Below are 16,416 nucleotides of genomic sequence, written 5' to 3'. Positions count from 1 at the left end.
TTTTATTAATTAATTGATATTCAGTAAATTGATTTTTTATTTTACTACTTTTTTTGGTTTAAAATTCCAATACGAACTATAACGTTTTAGCTTTACAATATTATTATAAGGTACTTTTGACTTCAAGTCCCTTCATTATAAATAAATGCTTTAATAAATTAATAGTTATGTTTAAAAACGTTAAAACAATTGTTGTTTTACTTTTGTTGAGCTCGTTCGGTGTAAATGCACAGAATAAAGTTCCGGTTTATCTTGATGATAAAAAGCCAATTAATGAACGTGTAGAAGATGCACTTTCTAAAATGACCACTGCTGAGAAAATTGCCATTATTCATGCGCAGTCTAAATTTAGTTCGCCAGGTGTACAGCGTTTAGGAATTCCAGAAAACTGGATGACCGATGGACCACACGGAATTCGTACTGAGGTTAAATGGGACGAATGGGATCAGGCTGGCTGGACAAACGATTCTTGTATTGCATTTCCGGCTCTTACAGCACTTGCTGCAACTTGGAACAAAGACTTAGCTTCCTTATATGGAAAATCAATTGGAGAAGAAGCACGTTACCGTAACAAAAATGTATTATTAGGGCCAGGAGTAAATATTTACAGAACGCCATTAAACGGTCGTAACTTCGAATATATGGGAGAAGATCCGTTCTTGACTTCAAAAATGGTGGTTCCTTATATTAAAGGAGTACAATCAAATGGAGTTGCTGCATGCGTAAAACATTTTGCATTAAACAATCAAGAAACAAACCGTAATACGGTAAACGTAATTGTCGACGATCGTGCATTATACGAAATCTATCTTCCAGCTTTTAAAGCAGCTGTTCAAGAAGGAGACGCCTGGGCAATCATGGGATCTTATAATAAATTTAAAGGACAGCAATGTTGCCACAATGAGTTTTTGCTGAATGATATTCTTCGCGGAGAATGGGGTTTTAAAGGAGTTGTAATCTCAGATTGGGGTGGAGTTCATGATACAAAACAAGCTATTCATAATGGTTTAGATATGGAATTTGGTTCCTGGACTAACGGACTTTCTTGGGGAACAAGTAATGCATATGACAACTATTATCTGGCAAAACCATATTCTGAAATGATCAGAAAAGGAGAAATAGGAACTAAAGAATTAGATGAAAAAGTACGTCGAATTCTGCGTTTGTCTTTTCTAACAACGATGAATAAAAATCGTCCTTTCGGATCTTTCGGAACTAAAGAACATGCTGATGCTGGTTTAAAAATTGCTGAAGAAGGAATTGTATTGCTTCAAAACAGCAATAATATTTTACCAATTAATCTTTCTAAAACTAAGAAAATTGCGGTTATTGGAGAGAATGCCATTAAAATGATGACTGTTGGTGGAGGAAGTTCTTCATTGAAAGCAAGATATGAAATTACACCGCTTGAAGGTCTGAAAAAGAGAATCGGAAATCAGGCTGAAATCGTTTATGCTCGAGGTTATGTTGGAGATCCGACAAGCAATTATAATGGTGTTATTGCAAAAGTAAGTTTAGAAGAAAAACGTACACAAGCTGAATTAACAGCAGAAGCTTTGAAAGCAGCTAAAGATGCTGATATTGTTTTGTTTATTGGAGGTTTAAACAAAAGTGAAAACCAAGATGATGAAGGACATGATCGTAAAGAATTAGGACTTCCGTACAATCAAGATAAATTAATTACAGATTTAGTTAAGGTAAATAAAAATGTTGTTTTTGTAAATATTTCAGGAAATGCTGTGGCAATGCCGTGGGTGAAAGAAGTTCCAGGAATTGTTCAAGGCTGGTTTTTAGGTACTGAAGCTGGAAATGCTTTGGCCGCTGTTTTGGTTGGAGATGTAAATCCGTCTGGAAAATTAACGTTTACTTTTCCTGTAAAATTGTCTGATAACGGAGCGCATGCTTTAGGAGAGTTTCCTGGTGGAGAAGAAGTTACATATAAAGAAAGTATTTTTGTAGGATACCGTTGGGCAGACAAACAAAAAGCAAAACCATTATTTTCTTTCGGACACGGTTTAAGCTACACTACTTTCGAATACGGAAAAGTTACGGCAGATAAAAAACAAATGGCTGCTGGAGATCAAATTACATTTTCTGTAAAAGTAAAAAACACAGGAAACCGTGAAGGTTCAGAAGTTGTACAGCTTTATATCAGTGATTTAAAATCTTCTTTGGTTCGTCCGATTAAAGAATTAAAAGGATTTGATAAAATTTCGCTTCAAGCGGGAGAAGAAAAAACAGTGACATTTACAATTGATAAAACGGCATTGAGTTTCTTCGATGATAAAAAACACGACTGGGTTGCTGAACCGGGAGTTTTTGAAGCTATTATTGGAGCATCATCAACAGATATAAAATCTAAAGTGAATTTTTCACTTCAATAATTTCATTATTTTCTAAATTGGTTGGTTGTAAAGCCGCAATTGTAAAAAGTTGCGGCTTTGCTTTTGTCTTAAAAAGTTAGATGTAAAAATGATAAATGTGAAACGTTAGAAGTTTTGCTTTTTTTTAAAATAAATAATCAAATTATAAATGAAACAAATATTATTATTAACGATTGGTTTTGTATTGTTTCAGAACCTTTCAGCGCAGACTTTAAATAAAATGCAATGGTTTAATGAACCTGAAAAATGGGAAATTAAAAACAATGCATTAATAATGAACGTAACAGCAAATAGCGATTACTGGAGAATTTCGCATTACGGATTTACTGTTGACGATGCACCTTTTTACTATGCTAATTATGGAGGTGAATTTGAAGCCAAAGTAAAACTAACTGGAAATTACATTGCCCGTTTTGACCAAATGGGATTAATGATCCGAGTTGATGAAAAAAACTACATCAAAACTGGAGTTGAATTTGTTGATGGTAAATTCAATATCAGTACCGTTGTTACGCACGATAAAAGCGATTGGAGCGTAACAACTCTAGAAAAAGCACCTCCATTTGTATGGATAAAAGTTGTCAGAAGATTAGATGCTGTTGAAGTTTTCTTTTCATACGATGATAAAAATTACATCTTGACGAGAAATGCGCCATTGCAAGATAATACGCCAGTAATGGTTGGTCTAATGGCAGCTTCGCCAGACGGAAAAGGATTTGAGGCTAAGTTCGAAAATTTTACAGTAAAACATTTGCCAGATCAGAGGAGATTGGAATGGCTGAAGAATCACCAGTAATAATTGTTAATTGTAAATTATCAATTATTAATTGCAAACGTACCATTAACAATTAATAATTAACCATTTTATGAATTCTATTTCTACAGATATAAAACCTAAAAAACATTACGAAATCCTAGACGGATTGCGTGGAGTTGCCGCTATTTTAGTTGTTGCTTTTCATATTTTTGAAGCTTTTGCAGGCGGAAACCGTTTTGTACAAATCATTAATCACGGTTATCTGGCTGTTGATTTCTTTTTTCTTTTATCTGGATTTGTTGTCGCCTACGCTTATGATGATCGCTGGGGTAGAATGACGCAATTGGAATTCTACAAGCGACGTTTAATTCGATTACAGCCTATGGTCATTATGGGAATGATAATTGGCGCCATATTCTACTATTTTCAGGCCTCAGATATTTTATTTCCGCAGATTGCCGGAATGCCCATTTGGAAACTGATTCTAACCATGATTGTTGGTTTTACTTTGCTTCCTATTCCTCCCTCGATTGAAATTAGAGGCTGGGGCGAAATGCATCCGCTTGACGGACCGGCTTGGTCACTTTTCTTCGAATATATTGCCAATATTTTATATGCTTTGTTCTTTCGTAAATTCTCAAATAAAGTGTTGGGAATTTTTATATTGTTATTTGCTGGGTTACTCATTAATTATACTGTTTTTGGACCCAAAGGTGATGTAATTGGTGGCTGGTCTTTAAATTTTGAGCAGATGAATGTTGGCTTTACTCGATTACTGTATCCGTTTTTTGCGGGAATTTTGCTTTCTCGTTTAGGAAAATTAATTCACATAAAAGGTGCTTTCTGGATTTGCAGTTTGCTTATTGCTGCAGTGCTTATTATACCAAGAATTGGAGACGAAAACAGTTTATGGATGAACGGCTTATACGAATCAATTTGTATTATTTTAGTTTTCCCTTTAATTGTTTCTATAGGAGCAGGAGGAGCAATTAATAATCCGTTTTCGATTAAAATCTGCAAAGTGTTGGGCGATATTTCGTACCCAATTTACATTACACATTATCCCTTAATTTACTGGTTTACTGCTTGGGTCGTTGACAATAAAATTACCTTAAATGAAGGTTGTCTTGTGGGAGTCGGAGTTTTAATTTCAAGCATTGTAATCGCTTATTTATGTTTAAAATTATACGATGAACCAGTTAGAAACTGGCTTCAAAGTAAATTTCAAAAAAGTAATAGAGGTTCATAGATTCAAAGGAGCAAAGCAAAATCTTCGATTTCATCCCGAAGCCTCGTCGGATTGTAAAGCTAAACCTTTATGAAAATGAATTTCTATTTTGTTAGTTATAGAAATTCAAAAAGGGATGAAACCTTAAAATTTTCATCCCTTTTATATTTTAGGAGAAGCCAAAATAAAAAAAGTTCAAAGTGAAAACTTTGCACCTTTGCTTCCTTTGTTACTTTGCACCTTAAAAAAACTTATTCTAAAACCAATTCTCCTAAAGCTTCTTTACTGAAACCTTTCAGTTGATCTGTTTTTCCAGCTTTGATTTTTGCAACCCAATTTGGATCAGATAATAATGGTCTTCCAACAGCAACTAAATCAAAATCACCTCTGTCGAAACGTCTGTTTAATTCTTCTAAAGAAGTTGGCTGTGAACTTTCTCCTGCAAAAGCACCAAAGAAATCACCAGAAAGTCCAACAGAACCAACAGTAATTGTTGGTGCTCCAGTAACTTTTTTAGCCCATCCTGCAAAGTTCAAGTCAGATTCTTCGAATTCTGGTTCCCAGAAACGACGTTGTGAACAGTGTAAAATATCAACACCAGCATCAACAAGCGGTGTAAGCCAAGCTTCTAATTCTTGTGGGTTTTTAGCCAATTTATAATTGTAATCAGAAGGTTTAAATTGAGAAAAACGCATGATAACAGCAAAATCATTCCCAACTTGTTTTCTAATTTCTTTTACTACTTCAATAGCAAAACGGTTACGTTCCGGCAATGTTTTTCCACCGTAAATATCTTCACGTAGATTCGTTTCGGCTCTAAAAAACTGATCGATTAAATAACCGTGTGCACCGTGAATTTCGATAGTATCAAAACCTAATCTTTTGGCATCGGCAGCAGCTTTTCCAAAAGCAAGGATAGTATCTTCAATATCTTTTTCAGTCATAGAAACTCCATTTCTGAAATCAGGTCTATTTAATCCAGACGGACCTTCAAATGGAACAGGAGGAACCCATCCAGAATGATGATTATCCATAATTCCCATATGCCAAATCTGTGGTCCCATTGAACCTCCGGCTGCATGAACTTCATCAATTACTTTTTTCCAGCCGTTTAAAGCCGCTTCGCCATAAAAATGTGGTACATTGGCATCGTTAGAGGAAGATGGCCTGTCAATTACAGTTCCTTCAGATAATATTAATCCAACTTCACCTTCAGCTCTTTTTTGGTAGTAAGAAGCTACTGCATCAGTTGGAACTCCGTTTGGAGAAAATGAGCGCGTCATTGGCGCCATTACGATTCGGTTTTTAAGATTTAACGTTTTTAAGTTAAATGGAGAAAACAGGTTGTTTGTACTCATAGTAATTTACAAATTAGTTTGAATTAATTTACTGAGTGCTTCAAAGGCACCTTCGTTGCGTTTATAGTAGGTCCATTGTCCAACGCGCTTTGCTTCGATAAATCCGGCACGCTGTAAAATCGACAAATATTCTGAAACTGTCGATTGTGTCAGGCCAGCTTTTGCTTGAATTTGCCCAACACAAACGCCATGTTCAAATCCAGCATGCTGCAATTGATCAGGGAAGTTTATTTCGGGTTCTTTCAGCCATTCCAGCATTTGTAATCTGGATTTGTTAGACAGTGCCTTAAAAATTTCTATATGTTCCATGCTGCAAATATATCGACTTTTCCCGATATATCAATTAAGTAAAAAATATTTAGGATAATTTTAAGATGGAGGAGCTGAATTTTGAAAGATTTAATAAAGAAAATTTATATTTGCTTACAGATTAAAAAGTCCCAAACAAATAAACTTAATCAATTATGAAAAAAACTTTACTCATTTTAGCATTTGTATGCTTTGTTATAACTTCTTCAAAAGCCCAAGTTGTAGGACTTGAAGTAGGAGATATTGCTCCAGAAATTGATCTTCCGGATATAAAAGGAAATAACGTTGCACTTACTTCTTTACGAGGTGATTTAGTACTTATTGATTTTTGGGCATCTTGGTGCGGACCCTGTATTAAAGAACAGCCAGAATTATTAAAATTGTATAATGCTTATCCTGGAAAATTATCTATATACAGCGTTTCAATGGATACTAAAAAGCCATTATGGCTTGGTGCTTTAGCAAAAACAAAATCTCCTTGGATTCAAGTAAGCGATTTAAAATATTGGAAATCTCCTGCAGCGACAGATTATATGCTTCAATCAGTTCCGCTAAATTTTTTAATTGATAAAAACGGAATTATTTTAGCCAAAAATATTCACGGAAATGCTTTGAATGAAATGGTTAAGAGTGTGCTGGCGGCGCAATAGAAATATAATTGAAACAGTATATAATATCTGTACTAATCATTCTAGTCTTTCTGGTGCCATTTTTATTTGCTTACTATAACGATTATAAAGAAATCCTGTGTCATTTTTGAAGGTTTAACAGGATTTCTGAAATTAGGATTGCTTGTATTTCGCTGTTATTTTATCAATAAAAATAAATTCACTTATTTCAATATTTTTTGAATAAGGAATAGAGATTTTAAATTTGAATTTAAATGGAATCAAAACTTAGTTTGTCGGAATTTCGAACAAGATTAAAAGATAATACAGAAATTGGTTCTCTAAGGGTAAAATTAAATCTGTTCAGAATATTTCCAAGATTTGGAGGAACAAAACCTTTTTATGGACTTTTTGATGATAAGAGTTTTAGATTAACCATAAATTCACCAACATCACCAACTTATTTTATTTTAAGAGGGAATTACAAGAATGTAAACGATATACTTAAAGTAAATTACATTGTTGAACCAAACAGTAAATTTCAATTGATTTGGACAAGATTCTCTCCTGTCGTTTTTTTAATTGCCATTAATATATTTTTCCTCTTTTTTGGCAAGGGACTTAGGCGCGCATCTACCATTGTCAGTTTGTTTTTGCTTATTGTGATTTTCTATTCAAGATGGAAAGAGGAAAGAAAAGGAAAAAAATTAGAGCAAAAGTTCGTTAAGATTTTTGAAATTAAGAAATAAGTTAAAAATGAAATTCTAAATTTGAAAATTGCAAATCCCAATTGAAAAGATTAACGATTCTGATATAAAAATCCAACAACCAGAATCTTGGAATTAAAATTTAAAAATTTAAATAGTAATTCCTGTTTAAAGTCTTGAAATTATGATATTTAGGGAGGCTAATTTTGATTTTAAAAAGCGATTCCGAATTGAAAACCAACTGTAAATGTAGCTGGATGATCATTGCCAAATCGAACCGGAAGTGGCACTGCAACAAAATAACTGCAATTATCGCTTTTTATTACAGTTTTGTTTAATACAGGAGTTACTCCGTATCTTCCACTGCTTTCAAAAGCGGCTCTTCCTGCAAAAGTGTAACCGTTTCCTAAAGCAACCAATACGCCCGGATGAAACAATAAATTTGTTACTTTATCACTTCCGCCTTGTGCTTTTATATTGGGAACTACTTCGAATGAAAAGCCAATTTTTTGATTTTTCCAGATGTTAATTCCAGTAGGGAAACCTACAGCGTAGTAATCTCTGAAATTTACATTCGTTTGTTCATTACTAATCGTTACAAGAGGATGCATGATCCCGAAATGGCCTGTTATTTTAGGATAAACCGTTTGAGAAAAAGCACCAGTGCAAAAAGAAAATAATGCAATTAAGAAAATGTGTTTTAATGAATTCATAATAGTTTTTGTTAGTAAAACAAAACTATCAGGAATATAAAACTATAAATAGAACACTATTTACTTTTTGTATCTGAATTACTTTTCAGTGCATTTTTTCTATATGAAGAAGGATTGTTGCCAGTATGGAGTTTAAAAATCCTGGTAAAATGACTTTGGTCTGAAAACCCAGTCATGTAAGCTATTTCAGTAAGTGTATAAGTAGAATTCTGAATAAGATTTATGGCTTTTTCGATTCGTAATTTTCGAACATATTCTCCAAAATTTAAATCTTCAAAATATTTTGAAAATTCTCTTGATAAATAAGATGGATTTAATTCTAAATCATTTGAGATTTTCTTGAGATCAAAAGCAAACTGTGTATCAATTTGGTCTTGAATTATTTCTTTTAAATCTTTTACCCACGAAGGTGTTTTTTGAGCTGATTTCTTTTCGATTAAAAACTTTTTATAAACTTCATGAAGGAGGCTTTCAAAAGGACTGTTTTGTAAATGATTTTGTTTGTACAAATGCGTTGCCCACGTATAGAGTGCATCATAAAGTATCATTCCATTTTGTAATAATTCCGAATCATTTGTGATATTGTGCGAAAGCCCAGCAGAAATCGCCCAAAGCCCAGCAGATTCCTTTGCAATTTCATGTTGGTCTGTGTCGGCACCACGAACAATTTTTGCTATAATTAAAACGGCAGGATCTTTAATTTGATACTTTTTAACAATGTAATCAAAAGTACATTCTTCATTATAATGTGTGAATTCGACATTCGGAATATCAAACGGAATAGCGTTTAATTCTTTTGCCTTATTCAGAACTTCACTAAATGGAACATAAATAAATTCAGCATCAGCATCAACGAATTTTTTGATCAGCCACGGGCATGCAATTCTATCAATTTTTGGCCTTTCGCGGGTAATCCATTTCATTTTTAGAAGACTTAAAAATTAATTCATACCTTCAATTATATTGCGAACACCGCCAAAACTAGTTTTCAGCATTTCTCTGATCTGAAATTGTGTTTTGTTTCGGGTAACAGCTTTCCATACATTAAAATCAAAAATATGTATTTCCTGCGCATTTGGGTTCGTAACAAAAGAAAGTCTTGCGATTGAATATTTAAAATACTTTAATTCATGCGAAATATGGCGATTTGGTACCACAACAAGAATCGTTTCCCAGCTAAGGAAATCTTTTGGTACATCTTCTCTTTCAGTTAATCCAAGAGATTCAAAAAAAGCGATTATTTTTTGATCGTTAAGTTTATCAATTTTCTCATCAATTCGCTTAATGGCGTCTAACAGCGAATTCTCATCTTTAATAACAGTCATCGTAATACTAAGTTTGGTTCAATTTCTTGTTAAAATTACATCAAATGCGAATCATTTAATAATGTATAGGCCATAGAATGATTCTAAATTTTGAAACGCATTTTTATCTCATTTATTTTATGTCAAATCAGCCCTATTTTGATAAAATACTATTAATTAAAACCGTTTTTAAAGCTTAATTTTATCGCTCTTTGTATTTTTAAATTTTAGCTAACCGTGTTTTTATGAAAATTATTTCGCCAAAAAGACTAATTCTGTGTATTGTTTTTTTAATGACCTGTTTCGCATTTGCACAAAACAAATCAGAAAGGGATTTGATTTTAATCGACAAAGATTGGCGTTTTTCGTTCGGACATTTGTATGATACCGAGAAAGATTATGGACACGCAACAGGCTATTTTTCTTACTTGACAAAAACAGGATTTGGTGATGGTCCCGCGGCCAAAGACTTTGATGACCGCGCTTGGAGAAAATTAGATTTACCGCACGATTGGGCCGTAGAACAGCCTTTTAGTGAAAAGGCAAGTTATAGCCACGGATTTAAAATGGCTGGAAAAAATTATCCAGAAAAAAGCATTGGCTGGTATCGAAAAAAAATAACCATCCCGGAAAGTGATAACGGCCGAATTATTTCGATAAAATTTGATGGCATTTTCAGAAATTCGAAAGTGTTTTTCAACGGATATTTCCTCGGAACAGAAGAAAGCGGTTATAACGGATTTGAATATGACGTTACAGCATATGTAAATTACGGAGGAGAAAATACACTCGTGGTGCGCGCCGATGCCTCAATGGAAGAAGGATGGTTTTATGAAGGAGCAGGTATTTATAGGCATGTTTACCTGCAGAAAACAAATCCAATTCATGTTATTTCAAATGGAACTTACGTAACCTCAGAAATCAAAAATACTACTGCAGCAATTACTGCCGAAGTTAACATTGAGAATAAAGGAAATTATAAAGGCAGTATTGAAATTGTTCAGACTGTTTTTGATTCTTCGGGTAAATCAGTTGCTGCAGTTTCTGAAAATGTGGTGGTGCCAGATTTTTATAAAATAGCAAATTACATTTCAAAATTAACTGTAAATAATGCGTTATTATGGGATATTGAATCGCCAATTTTATACAGATTAAGTACTCAAATTAAGCAAAACGGAAAAATAGTAGACAGTTATGAAACGCCTTTCGGAATCAGAGCGATTCGTTTTGATGCTGAAAAAGGTTTTTTCTTGAACGGAAAACCTTTAAAATTAAAAGGAACAAACAATCATCAGGATCATGCCGGAATTGGAACTGCACTGCCGGATGAATTGCAGTATTTTAGAATCAAAAAACTCAAAGAGATGGGTTCCAATGCCTATCGCTGTTCACATCATCCGCCAACGCCAGAATTGCTGAAAGCTTGTGATGAATTAGGAATGCTGGTGATTGATGAAACGCGGTTGATGGGAATTAATGATTATCATTTGAATGACTTAAAACGAATGATAGAACGTGACCGAAACCATCCAAGTGTTTTTTGCTGGTCGGTTGGAAATGAAGAATGGAATATTGAAGGCAATATTGTGGGCGTACACATTACCGAAGTGATGCAGGGATTTACGAAAGGCATTGATTCGACGCGGCCTGTAACGGTTGGAATAAGCAGCGGATTTAAAAGCGGTATTTCATCTGTAGTAGAAATTATGGGCTATAATTATCTCGGAAACGGCGATATCGACGCGCACAGAAATCAGTTTAAAAACCAGCCCGGAATGGGAACAGAGGAAGGATCTACGTTCGCTACTCGAGGTGTATATTTTACAGATGATGCAAAACATTATCAAAGTGCTTATGATAAAAAACCACGCCCGACTTTTTACAGTATTGAGGAAGGATGGAAGTTTTATGCCGAGCGACCTTATTTGGCTGGCGTATTTTTTTGGACAGGTTTTGATTACCGCGGTGAACCAACGCCTTATGGATGGCCATCGGTAACGTCGTATTTTGGAATGATGGATGTCTGCGGTTTTCCGAAAGACAATGTTTTTTATCTAAAATCTTGGTGGGGAAATTCGCCCGTTGTTCATGTTATGCCACATTGGAATTGGAGTGGGATGGAAGGCAAAGAAATCGATGTTTGGGTACATTCTAACTGCGATGAAGTTGAATTATTTCTGAATAAGAAAAGCTGTGGAAAGAAGAAAATGGAGCAAAACGGACATTTGGAATGGAAGGTAAAGTACGCGCCGGGAACTTTAGAAGCAATTGGTTATAAAAACGGCAAAAAAATACTTTCAGACATTCAGAAAACTACTGGCAATGCAGAAAATCTAAAGCTTACTTTAGATAAAGAAAATGTTCCAAATTCAAAAGTTATGGTTGTAACGGTTGAAGTGACAGATAAAAAGGGTCTACATGTACCAACTTCAAACAATGAAATTAATTTTTCTATTGAAGGCGGGAAAATTTTAGGCGTTGGGAATGGCGATCCGACTTCTTTAGAAAAGGATCAGTTTATAGATGAACTTTTGCTTGTTCCGATAACGAACTTGGAAGAACAAAAACTGGCTTCCGCCGATTTGCCACAACAACTGCCATCGTATTCAGAAAACGAATGGAAGATAGCTTTTAAAGACAGAGATTATAAAAATCAAGCTCCAGCGTATGTGTATCTTGGAGAATTTGATTTAAAAAATAATGCAGCTACAAATGTTGTGAGTTTCTTTTATAAAAAAATAGGAGTAAACGCAACGGTTTTTGTAAACGGAAAAAAAGTGGAACCAAGTGCAGAAGATTCTCAAAAATATATGCTTAATTCGAATGTTTTAAAAGAAGGAAAAAACAGTATTTACATTGCCGCAACGCCTTTGCAAAAAATTAAAGATTGGGATGTTATGAATACTGATCCCGGAATTATTCAAATAATAACGCCAGCAGAACTTTGGAAAAGAAAACTTTTTAATGGTTATGCACAGATCATTATTCAAAAAGATGAAACTGCGAATGAAGCTGTTTTGTCTGCTACAGCGAAAGGATTACGCTCAGCAAGTTTAAGAAACTAGTTTAAAAAACGGTTTCAGGTTTCAGTTTTCAAGTTAGTTTTTACATAAAATAACCTGAAACCTGAAACCTGAAACCTGAAACTTGAAACTTGAAACAAAAAACTTTAATCTATCTTTTGAATAGTATAACTTGACTGCGTTTTATCTCCAGCCAATAATTTCCCTAATTTAGAATGGATTACATAAATATTTCCATCTGAAGCTAATGCAGCAGTGGTTGGAAATTCATCTTTTCCAATAGCGGTTTCACTTATTTTTGAAGCACTTGCCCAATTGTCTTTACTAGAAAAAGTATAAGTTTTGCCCAAACCTAAACCATTTTCTACAACAACTAGATTATTGTTCTTATCTAATTCAATACCATCAGGAGCACTAAACGCTATTCCTTTAACTTCTGTAATAACAGCAGGATTTGAAAGCAATATTTTGAATAATTTTGCATCATCTGTTTTTACAGCAAGCAAATAACCATCTGGATGAAAAACAATTCCATTTAAGCCAAATTGATTGGCTGCGGGCTGAAACAAGTTGTTTGTAGCAAATAAAGATGCCGTATAATTACCGTCAATTTTATAAATATTTGGAGAAAACGAGTCGGTAATATAAATATTTCCTGTATTATCGACAGCAATGTCATTTGGGCAAGATCCGGCACTTGGGGTGAAATTTTTTAGCTCAATTTCTTTGATTAAGGCACCAGAACTAAGATTAAAAATACTCACCGTTGCAATTGTTCCGGCGCTGTTGGGAGTACTTTTTTGAGAAATCCCTAAATCAGCATTCGCTACGATTAATCGGTTTCTGGCTTCGTCGGTATAAACTCCTGTTGGTAAAACTAATTTAGGGCTTGTTGCAAAAACAGCAGTTACGCCTTTTGTACTCATTACATAAACAGCTCCTTTATACATTGAACTAAATACAAATTTTTCATTTTTAGAATCGTAATCAATTCCCTCGGGATAAAGTCCAATATCAGTTATAGTATAATTGCTTTGAAGTGAAGCGGGCGTTGTTCCGGATTTTTTTTCGGTGTCGCAAGCCATGAAGAGGATTGAAAACGCAGTAATTAAAATAGTATTTTTCATTTTTATAATTTTAAATTATTTGTCCTTATTGACAATGCAAATCTGGGACAGAATACTAAAAATAAAAATGAACTGGTTTAGGAAATTAGGTTGAACTAGTTTAACTTTTTGAGGATTTTCGATTCCGAATTTTACTTAGGTATTCAGTACTGAAACCTAAATACGAAGCCAACGCATATTGCGGAACACGTTTTGCAATTGCAGTATATTTGCTCATAAATTCATCATACCGTTCTTCGGCTGTTTTAGTGAGATTGGATAAAAGTCTTTTTTGATGAAAAGCCAGTGAACGCTGTGTAATAATACGTTCAAATTTTTCTAGTTTCGGAATTTCCTGAAGAAATCGCTGCTCATCTTCATAAGCAATTTGAATTAGAATTGAATCTTCTAAAGCTTCAACAAATAAAGTTGCGGGTTCCTGATAAATTAAACTGCTGTAATCAGAAATCCACCAATCCTCAATAGCAAATGACAAAGTATGTTCCTTTCCTTCATTATCTACTAAATAACCTCTGAAAGCACCTTTTACAACATAACTTTTGTGTTGGCAAACAAAACCCGGCTGTACAATAAATTGTCTTTTTTTGACCTTCGTTATTTTCAAATAAGAAGCCAGATGATTTTTTTCTTCATCTGTCAAATCAACGTATCTTGAGATATAGTTTATAACGGGCATTAGATCGTTCATGTAACAAAGATAATTTTTTTGTTTCAGGTTTTAAGTTTTGTTTGTTTCAGGTTGAAATGAGATTATAAAACTTTGCTAACGCTGCGGTTAACTGCTCCAACATAACTTGAAACCTGAAACAAATAAAAAACCTGAAACAAACAAAAACTGGAAACAAAACATTTTTTTTATTTGAATTTCATAACTTTGTGAAATGAAAGAGCAAACAGATTGTCAGGTTTCTGAACTTGGTATAAACGATTTAAAGCTAAAAGGTTTTAAAGTTTACGAGATAAATGGCGACGTTAGTAAAATACCAGCTTACAATCGCCGTGATTATTACAAAATTTGTATTAATACCAGCAAAAGTCTTATACATTACGCGGATCGCGGTATAGAAACGGAAGGAACAATTTTGTTTTTTGGAAATCCGATTATTCCGTATTCTTGGGAAATTATCTCACCTGAATATCAGGGATATGCCTGTGTTTTTACAGAAGAATTTTTGAAAGTAAACGATCGTTCAGAAACCCTTCATGAATCGCCTTTATTTAAAATAGGAGGAACGCCAATTTTTACGTTAACTGCTGAGCAAAAAGTGTTTATAGATTCGTTGTTTCAAAAAATGATTGAAGAACAAGAAACAGATTATGTTTTTAAAGATGATTTAATGCGCAATTACATCAATTTAATTCTTCATGAATCGATGAAAATGCAGCCTTCGGAAAACTTCTTTAGACATAAAAATGCTTCTTCTAGAATTACTTCTTTGTTTTTAGAACTTTTAGAAAGACAATTTCCTATTGAAACAAAAGACCAGCCTCTTTCCTTGAAAACGCCTCAGGATTACGCGCAAACGCTTGCAGTTCATGTAAATCACTTAAATCGTTCTGTGAAAGAAATTACCGGAAAACCAACAACTGCTCATATTACCGAAAGAATTATAAGTGAAGCAAAAGCCTTGTTGCATCATACAGATTGGAGTATTTCAGACATTGGTTATTCGCTCGGATTCGAATATCCTAGTTATTTTAATAATTACTTTAAAAGACTAACTGGAACTATTCCGAAATCGCTTAGAATGTAAATTGTTTCAATTTCTTAATTTTTTGTTTGAATATTGTTATTTCTAAAAAGCATCATTTGACTAAATTTGCGTTGAAATTATAGTATTAATCCTTTATCAGTTTTTAACAGGCTAAATAAATACTTCATAAAGCGCATTCTAGCTTTCCTTGATTTAGTTTTCTGATTCTGATAATTCCAAAAACAAGAAATTTATGAAAACATCAGATAATCAAATTAATGAAACCATTTTTCCTAAAGGAGATTTAGCACCTGCAGCTTATTTTACAGGAAATGCGTATGTAAAAATGCTTGTTCCAAATGATCCAATTTTAAATACTGCAGTTGGAAATGTTGTTTTTGAAGCCGGCGCAAGAAACAACTGGCACACGCATGCAGGCGGACAAATCTTAATCGTGACGCACGGAACAGGATATTATCAGGAAGTAGGAAAACCAATTCAGCTTTTGCAAGTGGGTGATGTAGTAAATATTCAGCCCGAAGTAAAACATTGGCACGGTGCATCTCCAGAAAGTGAATTTACGCATATTGCCATTAGCACAAATACACACAGCGGTATTGTAGACTGGCTTGAACCTGTAACCGATGAAGAATACAACAGTTTTAAATAAATCAAACTCAAAAAATAAATAAACACTTATGTCAACAAATTATACAGCAGTTATTGAAGAAGGAAAAGTCCCGAATACGTATATGACGGGCGAAGTATCTTATAAAAAACAAACAAGCGATATTCATCCGGAAAATACGATGATTAAAGAAGTTACTTTTGAGCCTTGTGCAAGAAGTAACTGGCACAGCAATGCAAGTCTGCAATTGCTTATCGCAACAAACGGAAATGGGTATTATCAAGAAAAAGGAAGTGCAATCAGATTGCTCCATAAAGATGAAGTTGTTACGATTTTGCCAGGAATTGAACATTGGTATGGTGCAACGCCTTTTAGCAAATTCTCTTATATAGCCATTATCACAGAAATAGATAAAGGTCACGGAATGTGGCTCGAAAGCGTAAGTGATGAGGAATATTTCGAAGATATAAATTCCAATATTTAAATTCCAAAGTCTAAAACTTGCGACATAGGCAAGAACCTTAAAAAAGAAAAACCCCTCAAGCAATTCAACTCTTGAGGGGTTTTTTAAAATAA

16 protein-coding genes are annotated in these 16,416 nt (G+C 34.0%); 9 read left to right on the top strand and 7 right to left on the bottom strand.

Features of this window, described 5'->3' with window-relative positions; all coding sequences use genetic code 11:
* The first annotated feature begins 167 nt into the window (after positions 1 to 167).
* The 3 genes from IRZ83_RS02230 to IRZ83_RS02220 all read left to right on the top strand — a co-directional run bounded on the left by IRZ83_RS02230 (position 168) and on the right by IRZ83_RS02220 (position 4,390).
* Positions 168 to 2,384, top strand: a complete 2,217-nt coding sequence (locus IRZ83_RS02230; RefSeq protein ID WP_194566534.1) for a glycoside hydrolase family 3 C-terminal domain-containing protein — start codon at positions 168 to 170, stop codon at positions 2,382 to 2,384.
* A 148-nt stretch (positions 2,385 to 2,532) separates the two neighbouring features.
* Positions 2,533 to 3,180 (top strand): DUF1349 domain-containing protein, encoded by a 648-nt coding sequence (locus IRZ83_RS02225; RefSeq protein WP_194566532.1) that lies wholly within the window; start codon positions 2,533 to 2,535, stop codon positions 3,178 to 3,180.
* A 70-nt stretch (positions 3,181 to 3,250) separates the two neighbouring features.
* Complete coding sequence (locus IRZ83_RS02220) at positions 3,251 to 4,390, top strand: acyltransferase family protein (protein ID WP_194566530.1); 1,140 nt, start codon at positions 3,251 to 3,253, stop codon at positions 4,388 to 4,390.
* Positions 4,391 to 4,620: 230 nt separating this feature from the next.
* On the opposite strand, the gene IRZ83_RS02215 is transcribed toward IRZ83_RS02220, so the two are convergent.
* Both IRZ83_RS02215 and IRZ83_RS02210 read right to left on the bottom strand, forming a co-directional pair.
* Entirely contained in the window at positions 4,621 to 5,727 is a 1,107-nt protein-coding gene (locus tag IRZ83_RS02215) for an NADH:flavin oxidoreductase (RefSeq protein WP_029269723.1), read from the bottom strand.
* A 6-nt stretch (positions 5,728 to 5,733) separates the two neighbouring features.
* Positions 5,734 to 6,036 (bottom strand): ArsR/SmtB family transcription factor, encoded by a 303-nt coding sequence (locus IRZ83_RS02210; protein ID WP_029269725.1) that lies wholly within the window; start codon positions 6,034 to 6,036, stop codon positions 5,734 to 5,736.
* A gap of 155 nt (positions 6,037 to 6,191) precedes the next feature.
* Here IRZ83_RS02210 and IRZ83_RS02205 point away from each other — a divergent pair, with 155 nt between their 5' ends.
* A complete protein-coding gene (locus tag IRZ83_RS02205; RefSeq protein ID WP_194566528.1) occupies positions 6,192 to 6,686 on the top strand; it encodes a TlpA family protein disulfide reductase in 495 nt (164 codons plus the stop codon).
* A gap of 233 nt (positions 6,687 to 6,919) precedes the next feature.
* Positions 6,920 to 7,393, top strand: a complete 474-nt coding sequence (locus IRZ83_RS02200) for a hypothetical protein (protein ID WP_194566526.1) — start codon at positions 6,920 to 6,922, stop codon at positions 7,391 to 7,393.
* Between the two features lie 170 nt (positions 7,394 to 7,563).
* Here IRZ83_RS02200 and IRZ83_RS02195 read toward each other — a convergent pair whose 3' ends face one another.
* From IRZ83_RS02195 to IRZ83_RS02185, 3 genes are read right to left on the bottom strand one after another with little or no spacing between them, the layout of a single operon-like run.
* Entirely contained in the window at positions 7,564 to 8,064 is a 501-nt protein-coding gene (locus tag IRZ83_RS02195) for a hypothetical protein (RefSeq protein WP_194566524.1), read from the bottom strand.
* A gap of 56 nt (positions 8,065 to 8,120) precedes the next feature.
* The gene (locus tag IRZ83_RS02190) at positions 8,121 to 8,987 is read right to left on the bottom strand and encodes a chromate resistance protein ChrB domain-containing protein (RefSeq protein ID WP_194566522.1); all 867 of its coding nucleotides are present in this window, start codon (positions 8,985 to 8,987) and stop codon (positions 8,121 to 8,123) included.
* Between the two features lie 18 nt (positions 8,988 to 9,005).
* Positions 9,006 to 9,389, bottom strand: coding sequence for a hypothetical protein (locus IRZ83_RS02185; protein ID WP_029269737.1), 384 nt, complete (start codon positions 9,387 to 9,389; stop codon positions 9,006 to 9,008).
* Positions 9,390 to 9,613: 224 nt separating this feature from the next.
* On the opposite strand from IRZ83_RS02185, the gene galA reads away from it, so the two are divergent.
* Positions 9,614 to 12,433: a beta-galactosidase GalA gene (gene galA, locus IRZ83_RS02180; RefSeq protein WP_194566520.1), complete on the top strand. Its 2,820-nt coding sequence runs from the start codon at positions 9,614 to 9,616 to the stop codon at positions 12,431 to 12,433.
* Positions 12,434 to 12,537: 104 nt separating this feature from the next.
* Here galA and IRZ83_RS02175 read toward each other — a convergent pair whose 3' ends face one another.
* Positions 12,538 to 13,518 (bottom strand): SMP-30/gluconolactonase/LRE family protein, encoded by a 981-nt coding sequence (locus IRZ83_RS02175; protein ID WP_194566519.1) that lies wholly within the window; start codon positions 13,516 to 13,518, stop codon positions 12,538 to 12,540.
* A gap of 100 nt (positions 13,519 to 13,618) precedes the next feature.
* Positions 13,619 to 14,206, bottom strand: a complete 588-nt coding sequence (locus IRZ83_RS02170) for a Crp/Fnr family transcriptional regulator (RefSeq protein ID WP_029269744.1) — start codon at positions 14,204 to 14,206, stop codon at positions 13,619 to 13,621.
* A 193-nt stretch (positions 14,207 to 14,399) separates the two neighbouring features.
* On the opposite strand from IRZ83_RS02170, the gene IRZ83_RS02165 reads away from it, so the two are divergent.
* The 3 genes from IRZ83_RS02165 to IRZ83_RS02155 all read left to right on the top strand — a co-directional run bounded on the left by IRZ83_RS02165 (position 14,400) and on the right by IRZ83_RS02155 (position 16,324).
* On the top strand, positions 14,400 to 15,272 hold the full coding sequence (locus IRZ83_RS02165) for a helix-turn-helix domain-containing protein (protein WP_029269746.1): 873 nt from the start codon (positions 14,400 to 14,402) through the stop codon (positions 15,270 to 15,272).
* Between the two features lie 193 nt (positions 15,273 to 15,465).
* Positions 15,466 to 15,882, top strand: coding sequence for a cupin domain-containing protein (locus tag IRZ83_RS02160; protein WP_194566518.1), 417 nt, complete (start codon positions 15,466 to 15,468; stop codon positions 15,880 to 15,882).
* A 28-nt stretch (positions 15,883 to 15,910) separates the two neighbouring features.
* Positions 15,911 to 16,324 (top strand): cupin domain-containing protein, encoded by a 414-nt coding sequence (locus IRZ83_RS02155; RefSeq protein ID WP_194566517.1) that lies wholly within the window; start codon positions 15,911 to 15,913, stop codon positions 16,322 to 16,324.
* Positions 16,325 to 16,416: the final 92 nt, after the last annotated feature.

The sequence above is a fragment of the Flavobacterium sp. JLP genome, from assembly GCF_015350755.1.
In the GTDB taxonomy this organism is placed as follows: Bacteria; Bacteroidota; Bacteroidia; order Flavobacteriales; family Flavobacteriaceae; genus Flavobacterium.
This window is presented reverse-complemented; position numbering and strand designations above follow the sequence as displayed.

Coding starts and splice junctions, on each gene's coding strand:
- IRZ83_RS02230 (WP_194566534.1), top strand. CDS start 168: ATGTTTAAAAACGTTAAAACAATTGTTGTTTTACTTTTGTTGAGCTCG.
- IRZ83_RS02225 (WP_194566532.1), top strand. CDS start 2,533: ATGAAACAAATATTATTATTAACGATTGGTTTTGTATTGTTTCAGAAC.
- IRZ83_RS02220 (WP_194566530.1), top strand. CDS start 3,251: ATGAATTCTATTTCTACAGATATAAAACCTAAAAAACATTACGAAATC.
- IRZ83_RS02215 (WP_029269723.1), bottom strand. CDS start 5,727: ATGAGTACAAACAACCTGTTTTCTCCATTTAACTTAAAAACGTTAAAT.
- IRZ83_RS02210 (WP_029269725.1), bottom strand. CDS start 6,036: ATGGAACATATAGAAATTTTTAAGGCACTGTCTAACAAATCCAGATTA.
- IRZ83_RS02205 (WP_194566528.1), top strand. CDS start 6,192: ATGAAAAAAACTTTACTCATTTTAGCATTTGTATGCTTTGTTATAACT.
- IRZ83_RS02200 (WP_194566526.1), top strand. CDS start 6,920: ATGGAATCAAAACTTAGTTTGTCGGAATTTCGAACAAGATTAAAAGAT.
- IRZ83_RS02195 (WP_194566524.1), bottom strand. CDS start 8,064: ATGAATTCATTAAAACACATTTTCTTAATTGCATTATTTTCTTTTTGC.
- IRZ83_RS02190 (WP_194566522.1), bottom strand. CDS start 8,987: ATGAAATGGATTACCCGCGAAAGGCCAAAAATTGATAGAATTGCATGC.
- IRZ83_RS02185 (WP_029269737.1), bottom strand. CDS start 9,389: ATGACTGTTATTAAAGATGAGAATTCGCTGTTAGACGCCATTAAGCGA.
- galA (WP_194566520.1), top strand. CDS start 9,614: ATGAAAATTATTTCGCCAAAAAGACTAATTCTGTGTATTGTTTTTTTA.
- IRZ83_RS02175 (WP_194566519.1), bottom strand. CDS start 13,518: ATGAAAAATACTATTTTAATTACTGCGTTTTCAATCCTCTTCATGGCT.
- IRZ83_RS02170 (WP_029269744.1), bottom strand. CDS start 14,206: ATGAACGATCTAATGCCCGTTATAAACTATATCTCAAGATACGTTGAT.
- IRZ83_RS02165 (WP_029269746.1), top strand. CDS start 14,400: ATGAAAGAGCAAACAGATTGTCAGGTTTCTGAACTTGGTATAAACGAT.
- IRZ83_RS02160 (WP_194566518.1), top strand. CDS start 15,466: ATGAAAACATCAGATAATCAAATTAATGAAACCATTTTTCCTAAAGGA.
- IRZ83_RS02155 (WP_194566517.1), top strand. CDS start 15,911: ATGTCAACAAATTATACAGCAGTTATTGAAGAAGGAAAAGTCCCGAAT.